This is a genomic window from Actinomyces sp. HPA0247 (assembly GCA_000411415.1).
Taxonomy (GTDB): domain Bacteria; phylum Actinomycetota; class Actinomycetes; order Actinomycetales; family Actinomycetaceae; genus Pauljensenia.
Window position 1 is genome coordinate 48,024 of the sequence record KE150451.1, and the last position, 18,742, is coordinate 66,765.

General features: G+C 64.5%; 20 protein-coding genes. 2 read left to right on the top strand and 18 right to left on the bottom strand.

What is annotated here, in order from left to right:
- Positions 1-17: 17 nt before the first annotated feature.
- The gene (gene rpsB, locus HMPREF1478_RS05360) at positions 18-848 is read right to left on the bottom strand and encodes a 30S ribosomal protein S2 (RefSeq protein ID WP_016461065.1); all 831 of its coding nucleotides are present in this window, start codon (positions 846-848) and stop codon (positions 18-20) included.
- A gap of 406 nt (positions 849-1,254) precedes the next feature.
- On the opposite strand from rpsB, the gene HMPREF1478_RS05365 reads away from it, so the two are divergent.
- Entirely contained in the window at positions 1,255-1,785 is a 531-nt protein-coding gene (locus tag HMPREF1478_RS05365; protein WP_016461066.1) for a M23 family metallopeptidase, read from the top strand.
- 58 nt (positions 1,786-1,843) lie between these two features.
- On the opposite strand, the gene HMPREF1478_RS05370 is transcribed toward HMPREF1478_RS05365, so the two are convergent.
- From HMPREF1478_RS05370 to HMPREF1478_RS05450, 17 genes are all read right to left on the bottom strand, one after another.
- Positions 1,844-2,755 carry a tyrosine recombinase XerC gene (locus HMPREF1478_RS05370; protein WP_016461067.1) on the bottom strand — a complete coding sequence of 304 codons (912 nt, stop codon included), beginning with the start codon at positions 2,753-2,755 and terminating at the stop codon, positions 1,844-1,846.
- Between the two features lie 9 nt (positions 2,756-2,764).
- Positions 2,765-3,925, bottom strand: a complete 1,161-nt coding sequence (gene dprA, locus HMPREF1478_RS05375; protein ID WP_016461068.1) for a DNA-processing protein DprA — start codon at positions 3,923-3,925, stop codon at positions 2,765-2,767.
- Positions 3,918-5,465 carry a YifB family Mg chelatase-like AAA ATPase gene (locus HMPREF1478_RS05380; RefSeq protein WP_016461069.1) on the bottom strand — a complete coding sequence of 516 codons (1,548 nt, stop codon included), beginning with the start codon at positions 5,463-5,465 and terminating at the stop codon, positions 3,918-3,920. The genes dprA and HMPREF1478_RS05380 overlap by 8 nt, the downstream gene beginning before the upstream one ends.
- Entirely contained in the window at positions 5,462-5,902 is a 441-nt protein-coding gene (locus HMPREF1478_RS10935; protein WP_016461070.1) for a YraN family protein, read from the bottom strand. The genes HMPREF1478_RS05380 and HMPREF1478_RS10935 overlap by 4 nt, the downstream gene beginning before the upstream one ends.
- Before the next feature lie 130 nt (positions 5,903-6,032).
- Positions 6,033-6,332: a DUF2469 domain-containing protein gene (locus HMPREF1478_RS05390; protein WP_003795316.1), complete on the bottom strand. Its 300-nt coding sequence runs from the start codon at positions 6,330-6,332 to the stop codon at positions 6,033-6,035.
- Positions 6,333-6,386: 54 nt separating this feature from the next.
- Positions 6,387-7,058 carry a ribonuclease HII gene (rnhB, locus tag HMPREF1478_RS05395; RefSeq protein ID WP_016461071.1) on the bottom strand — a complete coding sequence of 224 codons (672 nt, stop codon included), beginning with the start codon at positions 7,056-7,058 and terminating at the stop codon, positions 6,387-6,389.
- On the bottom strand, positions 7,055-7,801 hold the full coding sequence (lepB, locus tag HMPREF1478_RS05400) for a signal peptidase I (RefSeq protein WP_016461072.1): 747 nt from the start codon (positions 7,799-7,801) through the stop codon (positions 7,055-7,057). Before lepB ends, rnhB begins: the two co-directional genes overlap by 4 nt.
- Positions 7,802-7,911: 110 nt before the next feature.
- The gene (gene rplS / locus HMPREF1478_RS05405; RefSeq protein ID WP_007588732.1) at positions 7,912-8,268 is read right to left on the bottom strand and encodes a 50S ribosomal protein L19; all 357 of its coding nucleotides are present in this window, start codon (positions 8,266-8,268) and stop codon (positions 7,912-7,914) included.
- A gap of 172 nt (positions 8,269-8,440) precedes the next feature.
- Positions 8,441-9,793 (bottom strand): tRNA (guanosine(37)-N1)-methyltransferase TrmD, encoded by a 1,353-nt coding sequence (trmD, locus tag HMPREF1478_RS05410; RefSeq protein WP_016461073.1) that lies wholly within the window; start codon positions 9,791-9,793, stop codon positions 8,441-8,443.
- Positions 9,794-9,797: 4 nt separating this feature from the next.
- On the bottom strand, positions 9,798-10,310 hold the full coding sequence (rimM, locus tag HMPREF1478_RS05415) for a ribosome maturation factor RimM (protein ID WP_016461074.1): 513 nt from the start codon (positions 10,308-10,310) through the stop codon (positions 9,798-9,800).
- Positions 10,311-10,400: 90 nt separating this feature from the next.
- Complete coding sequence (locus HMPREF1478_RS05420) at positions 10,401-10,640, bottom strand: RNA-binding protein (RefSeq protein WP_003792828.1); 240 nt, start codon at positions 10,638-10,640, stop codon at positions 10,401-10,403.
- A gap of 2 nt (positions 10,641-10,642) precedes the next feature.
- Positions 10,643-11,110 (bottom strand): 30S ribosomal protein S16, encoded by a 468-nt coding sequence (gene rpsP, locus HMPREF1478_RS05425; protein ID WP_016461075.1) that lies wholly within the window; start codon positions 11,108-11,110, stop codon positions 10,643-10,645.
- Between the two features lie 214 nt (positions 11,111-11,324).
- Positions 11,325-12,431 carry an amidohydrolase family protein gene (locus tag HMPREF1478_RS05430; protein WP_016461076.1) on the bottom strand — a complete coding sequence of 369 codons (1,107 nt, stop codon included), beginning with the start codon at positions 12,429-12,431 and terminating at the stop codon, positions 11,325-11,327.
- A 3-nt stretch (positions 12,432-12,434) separates the two neighbouring features.
- Positions 12,435-14,018, bottom strand: a complete 1,584-nt coding sequence (gene ffh / locus HMPREF1478_RS05435; RefSeq protein ID WP_016461077.1) for a signal recognition particle protein — start codon at positions 14,016-14,018, stop codon at positions 12,435-12,437.
- A 100-nt stretch (positions 14,019-14,118) separates the two neighbouring features.
- A complete protein-coding gene (ftsY, locus tag HMPREF1478_RS05440; RefSeq protein ID WP_016461078.1) occupies positions 14,119-15,360 on the bottom strand; it encodes a signal recognition particle-docking protein FtsY in 1,242 nt (413 codons plus the stop codon).
- Between the two features lie 70 nt (positions 15,361-15,430).
- Entirely contained in the window at positions 15,431-15,817 is a 387-nt protein-coding gene (locus HMPREF1478_RS05445; RefSeq protein WP_016461079.1) for a hypothetical protein, read from the bottom strand.
- A gap of 126 nt (positions 15,818-15,943) precedes the next feature.
- Entirely contained in the window at positions 15,944-17,485 is a 1,542-nt protein-coding gene (locus tag HMPREF1478_RS05450; protein ID WP_034475240.1) for an RNA polymerase sigma factor, read from the bottom strand.
- 144 nt (positions 17,486-17,629) lie between these two features.
- On the opposite strand from HMPREF1478_RS05450, the gene HMPREF1478_RS05455 reads away from it, so the two are divergent.
- The gene (locus tag HMPREF1478_RS05455) at positions 17,630-18,733 is read left to right on the top strand and encodes a polyprenyl synthetase family protein (RefSeq protein WP_016461081.1); all 1,104 of its coding nucleotides are present in this window, start codon (positions 17,630-17,632) and stop codon (positions 18,731-18,733) included.
- The last annotated feature ends 9 nt before the right edge of the window (positions 18,734-18,742 follow it).

Consider the following 18,742-nt stretch of genomic DNA (forward strand, 5'->3'; position numbering starts at 1 on the left):
TCCTCTCAGTAAAAAGTTCAGTCCTGCTTGGTGGTCGACTCTTCGGCGACCTCAGCGGCGGCAGCTTCGTCAGCCTTAACCTCGCCCTCGAGGAGCTCGCGCTCCCACTCGGCCAGCGGCTCGGCGGTGGTCTCGTCGCCCTTGCCCTTGCGGACGTCGGAGCGGGCGATGAGGCCCTCGGCGACAGCGTCGGCGATCACGCGGGTCAGCAGGGACACGGCGCGAATGGCGTCGTCGTTGCCGGGGATGCGGTAGTCGACCTCGTCCGGATCAGCGTTGGTGTCGAGGATGGCGACGATCGGGATGTGCAGCTTGCGAGCCTCGGAGACCGCGAGGTGCTCCTTCTTGGGGTCGACGATCCACACGGCCGAGGGAACCTTGGTCATGTCGCGGATACCGCCGAGCGTGCGCGAGAGCTTGTCCTTCTCGCGACGCATCATGAGCAGTTCCTTCTTGGTGTGACCGGAAGCGGCCACGTCGTCGAAGTCGATCTGCTCGAGTTCCTTCAGGCGCTGCAGACGGGTGGCAACGGTCGAGAAGTTGGTGAGCATGCCGCCGAGCCAACGGTGGTTCACGTAGGGCATGCCGACGCGCTGGGCCTGCTCGGCCACGGCTTCCTGGGCCTGCTTCTTGGTGCCGACGAAGAGCAGGGTGCCGCCGTGGGCGACGGTCTGCTTCACGAAGTCGAAGGCGATGTCGATGTCAGCGATGGTCTGCTGCAGGTCGATGATGTAGATGCCGTTGCGCTCGGTGAGGATGAAGCGCTTCATCTTCGGGTTCCAACGGCGAGTCTGGTGACCGAAGTGGACACCGGACTCGAGGAGCTGACGCATGGTAACGATTGCCATGGTTCGTCCTTTCCCCGCAAGTCGCGAGTGATCAGTGGGGTTTCCCCCGGGTTATCGGTTTGCTGTGCGCGTTGCGCACCCTGGTGCCATGACCGGCGACCATCCCCGAAGGGACCGAAGCCGCCACGCCTCGCTCCCCTGGCGGTTTCCCGTGGGTCGCGATAATGGCACGCGAAGTCACCTGCACATGGCAAGTGCCCGGCTATCTTACCTCACAACTGCGTCAATGTCCGACGCCAAGCGGATGAGACGTTGCCTACTGGTTTCCCCCCGACGAGGCCGGGGCTCCCACCCGGGGACACGTGTCGACCGCTCGTTATCCACAGGCGCATGTCCGTGGCCTTTTTTATCCACAGGGGTCTCGAAACAGCTAGACGGGAAGGCCTGTATCTCCGACGCTGTTGTCATGGATTTACAGAGGTCGTCGCGCGTCCGTGTCGCCGCAGCATCGCTCATCTTCACTGTCGTTGTCGCCCTGTTTGCCGCAGATGCGCTGCCCGCAAGCGCAACGCCACACGACGAGCGGTGGCAGTGGCCCACGGGCGAGCCGGTGCCCATCGTCGAAGGATTCGCACCGCCTGCCCATGATTGGCTGTCTGGGCGTCGAGGCGTGACGTTAGAGTATCCGGTCGGCTTGCCGGTCTATGCCTGCGCACCGGGGACAGTGACCGTGGCAGGTCCCGTTGCAGGGCGTGGAGTCATTTCGATTCGCCACAGCGTGCGCGGCCGCGATATCTGGTCGACCTACCTCCCCGTCACTCCCGCGGTCGCTGTCGGCGACCACGTTGAGAAAGGTGAGGTCATCGGCACCGTCGAGGCAGACTCGCACACATTGCACTGGGGTGCGAAAACCGGGCGGCGCACGTACATCGACCCAATCCGCCTGACAATCGGGCGCCCGCGTCTGCTCCCGTGGGACGAGGCATCGGCGCAGTAAGCACCATGGGCGCTCCATCTGTGCGTTGGATCCGCACGTTGGGGGTGAGCTCCGATCCTTACGCTCGCGGGTGCGCGCGCTGGTAGATCGCGCTGAGACGAGCGGTATCCACGTGGGTATAGCGCTGGGTCGTCGACAGTGACGAATGCCCGAGCATCTCCTGGACGGCGCGCAGATCAGCCCCGCCCTGCAGGAGGTGAGTCGCCGTCGAGTGCCTCAGCCCGTGGGGCGCGATGTCGTGGACGCCGGCGCCTGCAGCCATCTTGTGCACCATTGAACGCACGACACGCGGATCGATGCGACCACCCTTGTCTCCCAGGAATAGGGCGTGGCCACTCCCCTCCCTCGCCAGCTGCGGGCGGCCTCGGACGAGCCAGTGATCGAGGGCTTGCGCCGCCGGCGGCCCATACGGAACGACGCGCTCCTTATTTCCTTTACCGACGACGCGTACTGTGAGTGCCTCACGGTTCAGCGAAGACACGTCGAGGGCGCAGACCTCGGAGACTCGCAGGCCGCATGCATACGTCAGTTCGAGGATTGCCCAGTTGCGTAACTGCGACGCCCCACCCCTCATGGCTTCGTCGCGAGCGGTATTGAGGAGCACCCGCGCGTCCGATTCGTCGAGCGGGGAAGGCAGGCGCTGATCGGCACGCGGTGACGACAGCAGGGCAGCCGGATCACTGGGCAGAATCCCTTCCCGCAACGCCCACGCAGTAAAGTTGCGGACCGCTGCGGTGTGGCGCGCAATCGTCGATCGCGCACCCCCCGCCGCAAGCGTCTGAGCGAGCCAGGAGCGAATAGCGCGCGCAGTCAGTGTCTCGCGCAGACTCTCAGGCGAGGCATCCTCCTCGAGAGCCAGAAATTCCATCAGCGAGCGCAGGTCAGCACGGTAAGCGGCAATCGTGTGGGGACTCATCCGTCGTCCGAGGCGTAGATACTCTTCCCAGCGCTCCCCCACCGTGCGTGTCATGGAGCTATCCTACGATGCGCCTGCACTGACTCGCGCCCAGCCACGCGTCGACCCCGACACGAGGCCCGCAACAGACAGATCCATGAGGGCACGATTAACCTCCGCTCGTGACAGGCCAGCCGCAACGCAGATTGCCTCCACCGACGACGGTGCGCGTCTGGGCAGCGCTTCCCACACTCGGCGCTGAATCGGTTCCAGGGCAGCGATGCCCCGGTCTTCTTCGATCGGCATTCCGAAAAGAGGTTCCGTCCCCTGCGCACTGACGGGACGCACAAGCTCAAGGGCATCACGACCATCGCGAATAATCGTGGCACCGTTACGTGCCAGTTCCAGACAGCCAACGGACATCGGGGCATCCACCGCTCCGGGTACCGCGCCGAGTTCCCGGCCGTATTCCATCGCACGCCGCGCCGTCGCGAGAGCACCCGAACGCGCTCCGGCCTCGACGACGACGGTCGCCGCGCTCCACGCCGCGATCAGCCTGTTGCGTGTCAGGAAACGCCACTTCGCGGGCCTCGCGGTCGGAGGGACCTCGGAGATAAGGGCGCCGCCGCCCTCAATGACGGCGCGAAAGTCACTCCCGTGAGCGGCCGGGTACGGGTTGGACACTCCCCCTGCAAGCACGCAGATCGTGCCACCATGCGCGGACAGAGCTCCACGGTGGGCCTCGATATCGATCCCAATCGCGCCGCCGGAGACAACGGTTACTCCAGCAGAGGCCACGTATGCCGCCATGTTGCGGGCGCATCGGTTACCTGCACCCGTGGAGGCACGTGCGCCCACGATGGACAGGTAGTCTCCCATACGAGGGGCCGCGGGCAGGCTCCCCAGGTACCACAAGCCCATCGGTTCCTCCTCACCCAGACAGACGAGTTGCTCCGGCCAGCGCGGATCGGTGGGGATGAGGAATCCACCGCCTCCTCGAGCCACGCGTGCAAGCTCGACATCGATATCGACGGACAGAGCGCGCTCGCGCCACCTACTCCACTGCGTCAACCAGTCAATGTTCGGGTACCCACGCAGAGCTTCCGGCACGCCAACCCACTGTTTCTGAAGCCACTCACGGGCTGCACCGTCACCCAACGCTCGGCGGACCGTGCGGGCAGCGGGGTCGGCCGGCTCGGCAACAGCCGACCACCAGGCGGCCTCCCATCGTTTAGTCTCATTCATAGTGATCTGCTCCATTTCGCAGCTGCTGCGCTGCAACGATGTGGTCAAAAGTGGGGCGCGGAGCCCCCTCGAGATCGGCGAGCGTCCACGCCAGACGCAACATCCGGTCCACCCCACGCATCGAGGAGTGCCCCGATTCAACGAGCCGATCAAGTTCATTGATGAGCGATGTCTCGATGCCTGAGTGGTGGCGCAGCCACGACCCGGGAAGCTGCACATTGAGCGTCCACGGCGTGCCCGCAAGCCTCCGTCGTGTCCTCGCGCGCGCCTCGATGACACGCTGGCGAATCGTGTCGGAAGTCTGGACTATCGTTGCCGACATGTCCGCGCGGCTCGGTGTGTGCACGTCGATGCGTATGTCCATCCGATCGAGCAGCGGGCCGGATAAACGCGCCAGATACCGCCTCCTGTTGATGGATGAGCACGTGCAGCGCCGTCCGCCGCTTCCCCCGCCGCACGGGCACGGATTCGATGCCATCACCAGCTGGAACGAGGCGGGATAACGGGCTTGCACCCCCGATCGATGCAGGTGCACCGCACCGGATTCCAGCGGCTCACGGAGCGAGTCGAGCACGGAGGGGGCAAACTCAGCAGCCTCGTCGAGAAAGAGAATCCCACCGTGGGCGAGGGACGCGGCCCCAGGAACAAGCATGCGGGTGCCGCCGCCAATGAGCGCGGGCATCGTCACGGAGTGGTGCGGCGCCTGGAATGGTGGGCGCTTCATGAGAGACATGCCAAAGGGCAGTAAACCCGCGACGGAATGCAACGAGGTCGTGACAAGCGCGGTGTCGGCATCCAGGTCCGGCAGAATAGTCGGCAGGCGCGAGGCGAGCATCGTCTTACCCGCTCCAGGCTCACCCAGAAGAAACACGTGATGCCCACCGGCGGCCGCAACCTCCATCGCCGCGATTGCCTCCGGCTGCCCGCGAACGTCCGCCATGTCGAGCGCCAACGGATCGACGACATCCGCAGCCTCACGGCATATCCCCAGCCTCCCGTGGAATGGCGCCTTGACGGCATCGCCCCCGGCCCACGCGATGAGGTCGGCGAAGTGCCCAAAATCAAGCACCTCGATGCCGCTGACTAAACGGGCCTCCTGGGCACACGCTGTCGGCACGATCACCCGCCGCACTCCCAAAGACCGGGCGGCCAGCACAGCCGGCAAGACGCCTCGTACCGGCTGGATACTGCCGTCGAGGGCAAGTTCGCCCACGATGACCGCATCCTCAAACGCGGCGGGTGACACGAGACCAGTGGCCAAGGCCACTGATGCGGCAATCGACAGGTCGAAGGCGGATCCGGACTTCGGGATACCAGCCGGAGAGAGGTTGACGGTAATTCTCTGATCCAGCACGTCCAATCCGCACGACTCGAAAGCAGCGCGCACGCGGTCACGCGCCTCACGCACCGAGGTATCGAGCAACCCCACGAGCGTAAACGCCACAAGCCCTGCTCCCGCATAGGTCTCCACGTCGACGAGGTGCCCGTCGATGCCGACGACACTCATCGAATAGGTGCGAGCAAGCCCCGGCCCCTTCATTGCACACCCCTCAACCACGTCACCTGCGCGCCCAGTGCACGAAGGTCCACGGCCTCGTCCATGGCAGCGGGCCAGGAGCGCAGCGCCCGTGCATCCACCGTGATCGCAACGACGTCGATGCGCACGCGAGAGGACAAAGGACCATGAGCGCGACACCACGCCCCCGTCAGCGCGCGGAGCCTGGCTACCTTGCGATGATCGACCGACGCGAGCGCGCTTCCCCGCCTGCGCCCAACCCTCGTACGCACCTCCACCACCACGGTCCACGAACACGACGAATCAGTATCATCGCGCGCAATGATGTCGAGCTCTCCCCGGCGACCGTCCCGCCAGTTTGATTCGAGAATCCGCAGTCCTTTCTCTTGCAGCAGGAGACGGGCGGTATATTCACCCGCTGCACCCAGCACCCGACGATCGGGCCGAACGTTGCATCCCATCACGGATCACCTCCACGCCCACAGTGCGCCCAACTGCACGGATCCAACAACGCGAAAACCGCCCCCTGTGGATAGGGGGCGGCTCGCAAGAAGGCCTGTGGATAACCGCGCGCTTCGCGTCAGGCAGCGTTTAGGGGATGTCGAGCTCCGGCTTCGAGAGTTCCTCGACGTTCACGTCCTTGTAGGTGATGACGCGCACCGAGCGCACGAAACGAGACGAACGGTAGATGTCCCACACCCACGCATCGCTCAGCGTCAGTTCGAAGAAGACGTCACCGCCGACCGGGCGGGCCTGCACATCAACGTGATTGCACAGGTAGAAACGCCTCTCAGTCTCCACAACGTACTTGAACAACCCAATGACGTCGCGGTACTCCTTAAAGAGTTCCAGCTCCAGATTGTTTTCGTAACCTTCGATCTCTTCGCTCACGACCCCATCATGCCGGGCCAGGCCCCAAGCACCGCGGTGCCACCCCGGCGCGCCCTACTTTGTGGCCTGCGTCGGCATCTTCCATGAGCGGCGGTGATGATCCGAGACACCGAGGCGCGCAATAGCGCGTGCATGCGCTGCAGATCCGTAGCCCTTGTTCGAGGCCCACCCGTATCCCGGGTCATCGAGCCCCTGCATCAGATGATCACGTGCAACTTTCGCAAGAACGGACGCGGCGGCCACAACCGCGCAGGAAGCGTCGGCCTTCACCTGCATGTGCACAGGAAGTTCACGCCCGAAAGGATCCTCGGGGCCATCGACTGCTCCGAAGAGGTCATCCGGCGCGGAGAGCCAATTGTGGGAACCGTCCAAGAGAACACCGCCGGGGACGAGGCCCCCCTCGGCTACTTCCGCAAGCGCACGGCGTCCGGCGAGGCGCAGAGCCGCGATGATGCCCCACTGATCGATCTCCTGCGCGGACGCATAGCCGACGGATGACGCGAGCACCCACGAGCGCACGGGATCGACGAGGGCCTCGCGCCTACGCGGCGTGAGTGCCTTGGAATCCGTGAGTCCCTCGGGAACGGGTGGCGCATCGACGCCGACCAGCGCAACACCAACGGCAACGGGACCAGCGAGAGCTCCGCGCCCCACCTCGTCCATGCCAGCGACGACACCCCACCGCCTGGCCAGGGAGACCTCCAGCTCACGCGACGCTGTGGTCATGATGCGGAGGGGACGGAGGCAAAGACCTCGTGATGCGCGATGTCAGTCGTCCATCGCGACGTCGGCCAGATAACGGCCTGGACGGTGCCCACGACCGAGGACACGGGCACGTAGGGTGACTGCCCCGTCCCCATGTGATAACGAGAATCTGCAGAGTTAGAACGATTGTCGCCCATCACCCACAGGTGCCCTTCGGGAACGACGACGTCGAAGGTGCGTTCACCACAGGGCACCTGGCCCTCTGGAACATAGGTTTCATCCAGTTCAACCCCGTTGACGCTGACCTTGCCGGTCGCGCTCGTGCAGGTCACGTGGTCTCCCCCGACGCCGATGACACGCTTCACGAGAGTCTGTTCACCGCCACCGGGGACAAACCCGGTGAACTCGCCAAGCCGACGCAGAACAGAAGGCGCCGTCGTCTCCGACGTGCCGAGCCAACCAAGAGTGTCATCAAAAACGACGACGTCGCCACGGCGAACGTTCGACGTCAACGCGTCGATACGCGAGACAGCGATCCGATCATCCTCAACGAGCGTGTTATGCATCGACGGTGACGGAATCCAGAAGACCTGCACGATGAAGGCGCGCAGGAGCGACGAAATCACAAGCGCAACGACGATGATCACGAGAATCTCGCGCAGCCACACGAGCGGGTTACGCCGCGCGCGGGCTTCCGCACGGTCACGATCTCGGAGCGAAGGCGCATGCAACGGTCCGAGAGTCGGGCCTGCAGTCGGGGTCATGCAATCTCCTTGTCGTTACGTCAACCATCCCAGGATACGGCGAGGCCCGACACCGGCGCGCGGTGTCGGGCCTTTCCGTGAAAAATGCCAAGGCTTGAGCCCGGCCGACCTCACTCGGCCTTGCCGGAACGGTGTTCCTTGATCTTCGCGGCCTTGCCGTGACGCTCACGCAGGTAGTAGAGCTTAGCGCGACGCACGTCGCCCTTGGTGACGACCTCGATGTGGTCGATCGTGGGGGCGTGAACCGGGAAGGTACGCTCGACGCCCACACCGAAGGAAACCTTACGGATGGTGAACGTGGAGGACACACCGTGACCGCGACGAGCGATCACGACGCCCTGGAAGACCTGGATACGAGAGCGGTTGCCTTCGATAACCTTGACGTGCACCTTGAGGGTGTCGCCAGCTCGGAACGAGGGGATGTCATCGCGCAGCGATGCCGCATCAACGGCGTCCAGCTTCTGCATTTCTTCTCCTTGACGCATCTGCCGCAGGTCGGAAGCGCCTGGTTGGGCGGGTCTTGCCCGCTCATCTGACGTGTGATCGTGCGCCTCGGTGTCCCCCTGCGGCAGGATGAACCGCGCACAATCCCGGCTATTATCCCACAACCCCGAGCACATCTGCCAGTGCGCCGCCGCATCAAGCGGTGAGATCACGCACCATGACGACGTCGTAGTTGCGCACGCCTCCCACATCAAACGTACGGCTCGAGCGTTTGCGGAAGCCGTGGCGCTTGTAGAAGTTCTGCGCTTTCTTATTGCTGCGATTGGTACCCAGGACGATAGACGTGTGCCCTGCCTCGCCTGCGTCGGCGACGGCTCGTTCGATCAGCGCATCGGCGATACCGCTCCCCCGCCACTCCTCGTCCACGTAGCACTTGGACAGGTAGGCACTGCCTTCCTCGACGCGCCCGGGGCGCACAAGATCACCGGGCAGCGCGTGGGTGCCAACGTGGGTCAGCACATAACCGACGAGCGTGCCCTCGACCTCGGCAACAAAAAGCCGATGCTCCTCAGGAGAGGAGATGACAGCCTCAAAGACGGTCGGCGACAGCTGCGTCGCGATGTGTTCCTCGATCGCCTCAGCCGGGAGGGAGGAAGGGCACGCATCCGGGAAGGTACGCGCAGCAAGCTCGCTGACAGCGGCGGCATCGTCGGGCTTTGCGAGCCGCACCTGAACGCGATACGCCATTCCGTCGCGGGTGTAGGCGACGCCGCAAGAAGCGAGTGCCGCACGATCCTCGGCCGTCAGCGACGAGGCATCCAACGACAGCGCAAGATCGGGACGAACCCGCGTCGTCTTCTCAATCGCGCGGTCGCGCCGCCAGCGCTCAATGGCCGCATGGTTGCCACCGAGAAGGACATCGGGAATCTCAAGGGAGCGAAACTCCCGCGGCTTCGTATACACGGGATACTCGAGCAACCCAGCACCCGAGTGTGACTCTTCCACCAGAGAATCCGGGTTCCCCATGAAGCCATCGAGCAGACGAGCAACCGCCTCCGTCAACACCATCGCCGCAACCTCACCGCCGTTGAGGACGTAGTCGCCAATGGAAAACTCGACGACCTCAACCCCCGCGCCTCGGTAATGCTCGGCGACGCGTGCGTCGATCCCCTCATAGCGTCCGCAGGCGACGATGATCTGGTCGGCATGCGCAAGGTCCTCCACGCGGGCCTGCGTCAACGGCGTTCCTGAAGGCGTCGGGATCGCGAGGACACGCCGGAACGAGGCCGGGGCACCTTCCCCGCAACGCTCCGGAAGCGGGACGGAGAGCACCTCGTCCAAGGCGCGGGCCCACACGTCCGCGCGCATCACCATGCCGGCGCCACCACCGTACGGCGTATCGTCTACGCTGCGATGCTTGCCGGTCGCCCAGTCGCGAAGGTCGTGCGCGTGAAGGTCCACAAGGCCCGTCTCCTCCGCCTTGCCCATCAGGGACAGACGCAGGGACGCGAAGTAGTCGGGGAAGATAGAGATCAGATCGAAACGCACGAGCTTAGTGACCCTCGCGCTCCGAGACCGCATCGTCGTCAAACAAGCCCGGAGGCGCATCGATGACGACAACGCCTCCCTCGACGTCGACGGTCGGGACCAGCGCCGTCACGAAAGGCACCATAACCGTGCCACGATCGGTGGCCACGAGGAGCAGATCCTGAGCGGCACCGGGCCTCAACCCACTGACGGTACCGAGGAGATCACCTGACGGAGTGCGCGCCTGGAGCCCCTTGAGTTCGTGCGGATACCAGGCATCCTCCTCCGGATGTGCATCGACGAGCAGGCGCGCGCCACGCAGGGCCTCGGCCTCCTCACGGGAATTGCATTCCTCAAACGAGGTAAGCACGCGTTCCTTATGGACACGAACGCTCCTTACCGTGAGGTGGCGCTTCTGCCCCGCAACATCCAACCGGGCACCGGGTGCCAGGACCTCGGGGTCATCACTGCGCACGTCCACGATAACCTCTCCGCGCAGGCCGTGGGCGGGGCCGACAATAGCGGCTGTGAGCTGCATGTGTTCTCCTCACGATGTACGGGGGGCTCCCCCGAAGGATACAACGAAGGGGCCCGGCAGTGCCGGACCCCTTCGCGACGTGTGCGAGTCTTACTCGCGATCCGTGTCGACGACGTCAACGCGGACAGTGCCACGCGTGGACAGCGCACCCATGACGGTGCGCAGCGCGCGAGCCGTCCGACCGCCGCGTCCGATGACGCGACCCAGATCCTCAGGGTTCACGCGAACCTCGAGAAGCTGGCCACGTCGCATGGAACGAGGCGTCACCTCGACATCTTCGGGGTGGTCAACGATGCCGCTGACCAGGTGCTCCAACGCGTCGGCGAGCATGCTCAGGCATCCTCTCCGGCGGCCTCTTCGGAAGCCTGCTCGCCAGCCTCAGCCTCAGCAGCGGCTGCGGCAGCGGCGGCCTCTTCCTCGGCCTTCTTGGCGGAAGCAGCGGCCTTGGACTTCTCGGCAGCAGCCTCGGCGTCCTTGATGGCCTGCTCGGCCTGGGCGGCCTTGTCGTTCTCGGAAACCTGCACGCGGGAAACCGCGTCGGCCTTGCCGTTGAACTTGGCGATGTCACCAGTCAGGACCAGCAGGTTGCGGACCTGGTCGGAGGGCTGAGCGCCAACACCGAGCCAGTACTGGGCGCGCTCAGAGTCGATGCGGATGATCGACGGGTTGGGCTGAGGATCGTAGTAGCCGACCTCTTCGATGACGCGGCCGTCACGCTTCTTGCGCGAATCGACAACGACAACACGGTACTGGGCAGCGTGGATCTTACCCACGCGCTTCAGGCGAATTCGAACTGCCACTTGAGTGGTCTCTCCATTTCAGATTGGTGTGGACCTTTGCGTCCCAAGGTGGGAAACACAGGGGTCGCATTGGACCGGGACACGACGGCACGCAGTGAGAGGGTCTACGAACCGCCGGGTACAGCTAGCGATTATGCCATATTTCGCACCGATATCCCAAGCCGGAGACGTGCGCCGCGTCGCACGAGTCGGTTAATTCCATCACGCCGGGCGCTCAGGCGGAGGTTCGCTCCCACACAGTGCTTCCTCCCAGCGTGACGCGAGAGGGCCTCGACAATGCAAGGGGATCGATTCTCGGGTCCTCATTCAGGAGGAGAAAATCGGCCGGGCCGCCTTCGACGAGGCCGGGGTATCCCAGATAGCGCTGGCTCACCCATGTGGCTGCATCGATGGTGAACTGAGCGGGCGCTCCCCACTGAAGCCACAGTGCAAGTTCGCCAGCGATAGTTCCGTGATCCTGGTAGCCGCCCGAATCCGTTCCCATCAGCACCAGAACTCCCGCGTCCACGAGCATCTCAAAGTGCTCACGGCGCGTCTCGTACATGCCCCGCATCGTCGCGGCGTAGACGGGATACTTCTGCCCCGCCTGCGCGGCAAAGTCTTGGAAAAGCTCTACCTGTCGGAGGGTGGGCGTCACCGCGATGCCACATGCGGCAATCTCGGCTGCCTGATCCGCATCGATTCCGCTTCCGTGCTCGATGTCGTCGACCCCGGCCTCGATGAGCGAATCGATGACGCGATGAGAAAACGCGTGCACTGCGATCCGAGCCCTGGCCTCGTGCACGGCGCAGACCGCGTCGCTCAGGACCGCGGGATCCCACAGGGGCATGAGGTCCGAATCTGCCCCGGCGCTGCGATCGATCCAGTCACCGACGATCTTCACCCAGCCATCCGATACGGATGCCATCGACGCGAGAACGTCGGGAAGCTCGCGCTGGTCGGTGACGTCGAGCGGCAGATCGCGCATGTAGCGCTTGGGGCGCGCAACGTGGCGACCACAGCGGATCAGGTGGAGGCCGGTGGCACGAGCCGCGGGCGAGTTATCGAGCGGTACGCCGCAATCACGCACGAGCGTGACGCCGCTCGCAAGCGTTGCTCGGGCTTGCTCCACCATCTCGGATTCGGACACCGAACCCGTTGCCGAGTATCCGATATGACAGTGGGTATCTACCATGCCGGGGACGATAAAACCGACCGAGGGCGCGGTTTCCTCGTCGCTCACACGGCGGATCACTCCGCCATCCACGCGCCACGTTCCGCTCACCCACTGCGGGCGCTCGGACTCAGTCTCCGCCCACAGGGCGAGCCCGGAGAACTCCATGGCTCAGAGCTGGCCGAGCATCCGCTTGACGTCGTCCGGCAGGTCGTCGATCGTCGGACGCGGAGCGGGAGCCTCCTGCGCAACGCCGAAGGACGAGCCCTTGGGAGCGCTACGCTCCGACGGCGGCAGCATGGCCTCAAGCTCCTGCTGGCGACGCTTCGCGGGATTACCAGAACGCGCGCTCTTCTTCATGCGTGCACGCTGAGCCTGCGCCTTACGAGCGTTAGCCTTCTGCTTGGCCTTGCCGCCGCGTCCGGGAAGCGCGCCCATGCCGGGCACGCCGCCGCCCATCTGCCCCATCTGCGCCATCATCTCGCGCGCCGCCTCGAAGCGCTGCACAAGCTGATTGACCTCGGTGACGGTCGTGCCAGAACCGCGGGCGATACGCGCGCGACGCGACCCGTTGAGGATCGAGACATCCTCACGCTCGGCGGGGGTCATCGAGCGGACGATGGCCTCAACGCGGTCCACCTCGCGCTCGTCAAAGTTTTCGATCTGTTCGCGCATCTGCGCGGCACCAGGGATCATGCCGAGCATCTTCTTCATCGAGCCCAGCTTCTTAATCTGCTGCAGCTGGCTCAGGAAGTCTGCGAGGGTCAGCTGGCCGGCCATCGCCTTGGCCGCGACCTTCTCCGCCTCCTCGGCGTCCATCTTCTTTTCGGCCTGCTCGATGAGGGTGAGAATGTCACCCATGTCGAGGATGCGTCCCGCCATACGATCGGCGTGGAAGCGCTCGAAGTCGTCGAGCCCCTCACCCGTGGACGCAAAGAGGATCGGCGCGCCCGTCACGCCACGCACGGACAGCGCGGCGCCACCGCGCGCGTCGCCATCCAGCTTCGACAGGACAACGCCCGTAAAGCCGACGCCGTCACGGAAAGCCGTGGAGGTGGAGACCGCGTCCTGACCGACCATGGCGTCGAGGACGAACATGATCTCGTGCGGGTTGACAGCATCGCGGATAGCGATCGCCTGGTCCATCATCTCCTGGTCAACACCGAGGCGACCGGCCGTATCGACGATGACCACGTTAATGCCGCTCTGGCGCGCGAACTCGACACCGCTTCGCGCGACCTCAACCGGGTCACCGACACCGTTGCCGGGTTCGGGCGCCCACACCTTGACGCCTGCGCGCTCACCAACGACCTGCAGCTGCTGGACGGCGTTGGGACGCTGGAGGTCCGAGGCAACGAGGAGGACGGTCTTACCTTCCTCGCGCAGCCACTTGCCCAGCTTTCCCGCCAGCGTGGTCTTACCGGCACCCTGAAGACCCGCGAGCATGAAGACCGTGGGACCAGACTCGGCGAAGGTCAGCTCACGCGTCGCGCCACCAAGGATCTCGACGAGTTCCTCGTGAACGATGGAGACGACCTGCTGGCCGGGGTTGAGAGCCTTGGAGCGGGCCGCGCCGTAGGCCTTTTCACGGACCTGTGTGGTGAACTGACGAACGACGGGGAGCGCGACGTCGGCGTCGATCAGGGCGCGCCGAATGTCGGAAACCGCGTGATCAACGTCCGACTCGGTCAGGACGCCGCGGCTGCGCAGGCTGCGGAAGGACTGGGTCAGGCGATCTGACAGGTTTCCAAACACGTGTTTACTCCCAAGATGGCGGCTGTACTAGGCACAGGTTAGCGCACCTCGGCCCCGGGAGTCTCCTCACCGGGGCCGAGGCGCGTCATGAGTGAAGGGTTCAGCCCTGCGCGGAACCCACGATCGCGTCAACGAAGCCCTGCGGATCGAAGGGCGCAAGATCATCGGCGCCCTCGCCGAGGCCGACAAACTTGACGGGTACACCCAGCGCACGCTGCACGGACACGACGATGCCACCCTTCGCAGAGCCATCAAGCTTCGTCAGAACGATACCCGTCACGCCGGTAGCCTCAGCAAACACTTCGGCCTGCTTCATGCCGTTCTGGCCGGTGGTGGCGTCCAGGACGAGGAGGACCTCGGAAACCGGAGCCTGCTTCGTCATCACGCGCTTGATCTTGCCGAGCTCGTCCATCAGCGTGGACTTGTTCTGCAGGCGTCCCGCCGTATCGACGAGGACCACATCGACGTCACGCTCCACGCCCTCGCGCACGGCCTCGAAGGCGACGGAAGCCGGGTCGGCACCCTCGCGATCGCTACGGACGACATCCACGCCCACGCGCTCGCCCCACGTAGCGAGCTGGTCGGCGGCGGCCGCGCGGAAGGTATCGGCGGCACCGAGGATCACAGACTTATCTTCTGCCACGAGGATACGCGCCAGCTTGCCGACGGTCGTGGTCTTACCGGTACCGTTGACGCCCACCATGAGGACAACGGCAGGCTTCGTGACGCCGTCGACCTCCGGGCGCTCAAGGTTGAGGGAGCGATCCATGTCGGGGCCGACGAGCGCGAGCAACTCCTCGCGCAGGATCTCGCGGATGCGCGCCTCATCCGTGACGGACTCGACGGCGACGCGGCGCTTGAGCGCCTCCATCAGCGTGTCGGTAGCCTCAAGGCCGAGGTCGGCGATAAGGAGCGATTCCTCGATCTCCTCCCAGTCAGCAGCGCTGAGCTGGCCTCGGCTCAGAACACCGAGAATGGCGCGCCCCAGTGAACCGGAGGATGCGAGGCGTTCGCGCAGACGCTCCATGCGACCGCGCACAGGTTCTGGGCGCTCGATGGACGAGGCCGGGGTGGCGGGTACCTCAGAAGGCTCCTCGGAGGCCGACACAGGTGTATCAGACGGGCCAGCGCGAGGCTCATCACCACCTTCTTGCGGGGCAGAAGCGGGCACGTCACCGGGTGCTTCGGCAGACACCTGCGGCTGAACGGGGATACTGACGTCGTCCGTGGAGCGGCGCTTGGAACTGACGGCGATGCGGATGAGCACACCGATCAGCACAGCAACCACCAGGCCGATAACGACCGCCCACGGCGACTGGAGAGTGGAGATAAAAGCGTCCATAGGGTCATTATCCCCTATGGACGCTCTTCACAGAAAACCTGAGCGCAGCATCACTGCCTGAGGCCTGCGTCTACTCCTGGGCTGACGTGTTCGCCCCGTCGGAGCCCCGACGACCGCGATCAAAGCGTTCACTCACGCGGCCGGTGACCGTCTCCAGCCGATCAATGCCCGGCAAGCGGTCAGCGTCGAAGTATGCGCTCCGCGACTCAGCATTTTGAAGGAGAGACTGCAGGGAAGCTGTCCGCGGCACCACGGGACCATCGGGGGACGTCGAGGCGCGCTTGGGAAGCGAATGATGAGTCTTCACCTCGTCCGCGATTTCTTCGCTCTCTCGCTTGATGACACCCTTCCACTCGTCCGCGCTACGACGAGACAGAGCCAGCACCGCCACGACACCACCGGCGACGACGAGGACAAGAACGACAGTCACAACAAGAATCAACGCACCCTCAAGCATGTCATCATCCTGCCCTATCGGACCCCGCTGTGCGATGGAGGCACCCGAACAAACGAGCTTTGTGACGATATTGTCATGGGGGCCAGGAACGTTCGTTCCCAGCCCCCCATGAATGACGGTTGCGCGTCAGTCGAGGTAGTCGCGCAGCACCTGCGAACGCGACGGGTGGCGCAGCTTCGACATCGTCTTGGACTCGATCTGGCGGATACGCTCACGCGTCACGCCGTAAACCTTGCCGATCTCGTCGAGGGTCTTCGGCTGCCCATCGCCCAGACCAAAGCGCATCGACACGACGCCCGCCTCACGCTCGGAGAGCGTATCCAGCACGTGGTGGAGCTGCTCCTGCAGCAGGGTGAAGGACACCGCATCCGCCGGGACGATAGCCTCGGAGTCTTCAATGAGATCACCAAACTCAGAATCGCCGTCCTCGCCCAGAGGCGTGTGCAGCGAAATCGGCTCGCGGCCGTACTTCTGAACCTCAACGACCTTCTCGGCGGTCATGTCGAGTTCCTTCGCCAGTTCCTCCGGCGTGGGTTCACGACCCAGGTCCTGCAGCATCTGACGCTGCACGCGAGCCAGCTTGTTGATGACCTCCACCATGTGGACGGGAATACGAATCGTGCGGGCCTGGTCCGCCATCGCACGGGTGATCGCCTGACGGATCCACCAGGTGGCGTAGGTCGAGAACTTGTAGCCCTTGGTGTAGTCAAACTTTTCCACGGCGCGAATGAGGCCGAGATTGCCCTCCTGAATGAGATCCAGGAACTGCATGCCGCGACCGGTGTATCGCTTGGCCAGCGACACAACCAGACGAAGGTTCGCCTCGAGCAGGTGGTTCTTTGCCTGCTGACCATCCTGCGCGAGGAAGTGCAGCTCACGACGCTCGCGACTGGTCATCTCATCGGCCTGGTTCTTCAGCTTGTACTCGGCGTACAGGCCAGCCTCGATACGGCGAGCAAGGTCAACTTCCTGCTCCGCGTTCAGCAGGGAAACCTTACCGATCTGCTTGAGGTAGTCCTTCACCGGGTCGGCGGTCGCACCGGCGACAGTCACCTGCTGAACAGGCTCGTCGGTCTCGTCGGAATCCGAGACAACGAATCCACCCTTGACATGAATGCCGGCGTTGGTGCGTTCACGCAGCGCAGCACCCTCAGCGACCTTCGGATCCTCTTCCTCGGACTCTTCCTCGGCGTCGGTCACTTCCTCATCGTCGGCGTCTGCCTCGAGATCGGGATCCTCAAGATCTGCGCCCGTGGGCTCGAAGTCTTCCTCGACGGTGTCATCGAGTTCCTCGACGGCAACCTCTTCGACGATTTCCTCGTCCTTCTTCTTGCGACCGCGCGGCTTCTTGGCCGCAGGCTTCTTCGCGGCCTTCTCCACGTCAGCGTCGGCTTTCTTCGCGGTCTTCTTGGCAGGGGCCTTCTTCGCCACGGGCTTATCAGCCTCGGCGGCGTCGGCCTTCTTCGTCGTCTTCTTCGCGGGAGCCTTCTTCGCCGGCGCCTTCTTCGCGGCCGACTTCTTTTCCTCGGCTGGTGCGCTAGCCGCGGGGGCCGTGGCCTTCTTGGCGCGCGTCGTCTTCTTCGCGGGGGTCGTCACCTCCGTGGTTTCCTCAGTCGTCGCGGAGTCCTTTGCCGAAGCGCGAGATGCACTCACACGGGTCCCTTTCATTGATGGGCATGCACAACAGAGCCGATTGCAAATCGGCATACCGTTGCCAGTCTAGTGCTTTGCTTCGTAGTTTTCCTGACGGTAGGTGTGAGGATGCCCCGCATTGGCCTCCGCTTCGAGCGCAACCTCAGTTAGAGTTACCTCATGACTCTGAGCGACAGTTTCGCGACGCTGCGTCCGCACATTGACGAGGCAACGGCCTCGAGCCTCGCCCACCTTCTGACACGCGCCGGCACATCGTGCCGATCCGAGGAGTTTTCCGAGGCCGTGCTCGCGTCCGTTGCCGGAGGGAAGCGGTTCCGGGCTCTCATGGCGCATATCGGCTACTCGCTCGGAGCAGCAATTCCAGTCGAAGACGTTGCCCTGCCCCACCTCAGCGCAGCGCTCGAGCTCTACCAGGCCAGCGCCCTCGTTCACGATGACATCATCGACAAGGCAGATGAGCGTCGCGGCATGCCGACCCCTCATCGCAGCCTCGCCACCCATCACGCATCGCACTCGTGGATCGGCTCGTCCTCAGATTTCGGAACACACGCCGCGATCCTCGTTGGAGACTTTTTGTTTTCCGCAGCGACCGCCGCCGCAGACGAGCAGGCGCTCACACTCGACGACAAACGCGCACAGACGTTCGCGCGCCGCTTTGCCGACATGCACGCAGAGGTCGCACTCGGCCAATACCTCGATATCGCCGCCGAGCAGAGCCCGCTGGACCCCGAACGCACGGACGCACTGAACGTCAGTGACGCGCTGGAGGTCGCACTCCATAAGTCGGCTCACTACTCGGTCGTTCACCCCGCTGTCCTGGGAGCCATCTGCGGCGCCCCCACGCTCGACGACGGGGACGCGCTCAGCCGCAGCCTCGAAGAGATCCTGACGCCCTGGGGACTGGCGTTCCAGCTACGCGACGACGACCTCGGCGTTTTCGGAGACCCCGCGGTGACCGGAAAACCCGCGGGCGATGATCTGCGCGAAGGAAAGCGCACCGTCCTCCTGGCTCTCACCTGGGAGGTCTCCTCCCCCGCCGAGCGGTCCGCCCTCACCGACGTCCTCGGGGTGGCCGAAGCCTCGGCGACGCAGATCAGCGCGGCGACCCGCATCGTTGCATCCAACGGTCGCGGCCCCCACGAGGCTGAGATCGCGCGCCTGGTCGCCGACGGTCACGCGGCGCTCGAGGCCTCGACCTTCGACGACGATTCCCGCGCGATGCTGCGCGAGCTGTGCTCGATACTCACCGCTCGGCGAGCCTGAGCCCGAGGC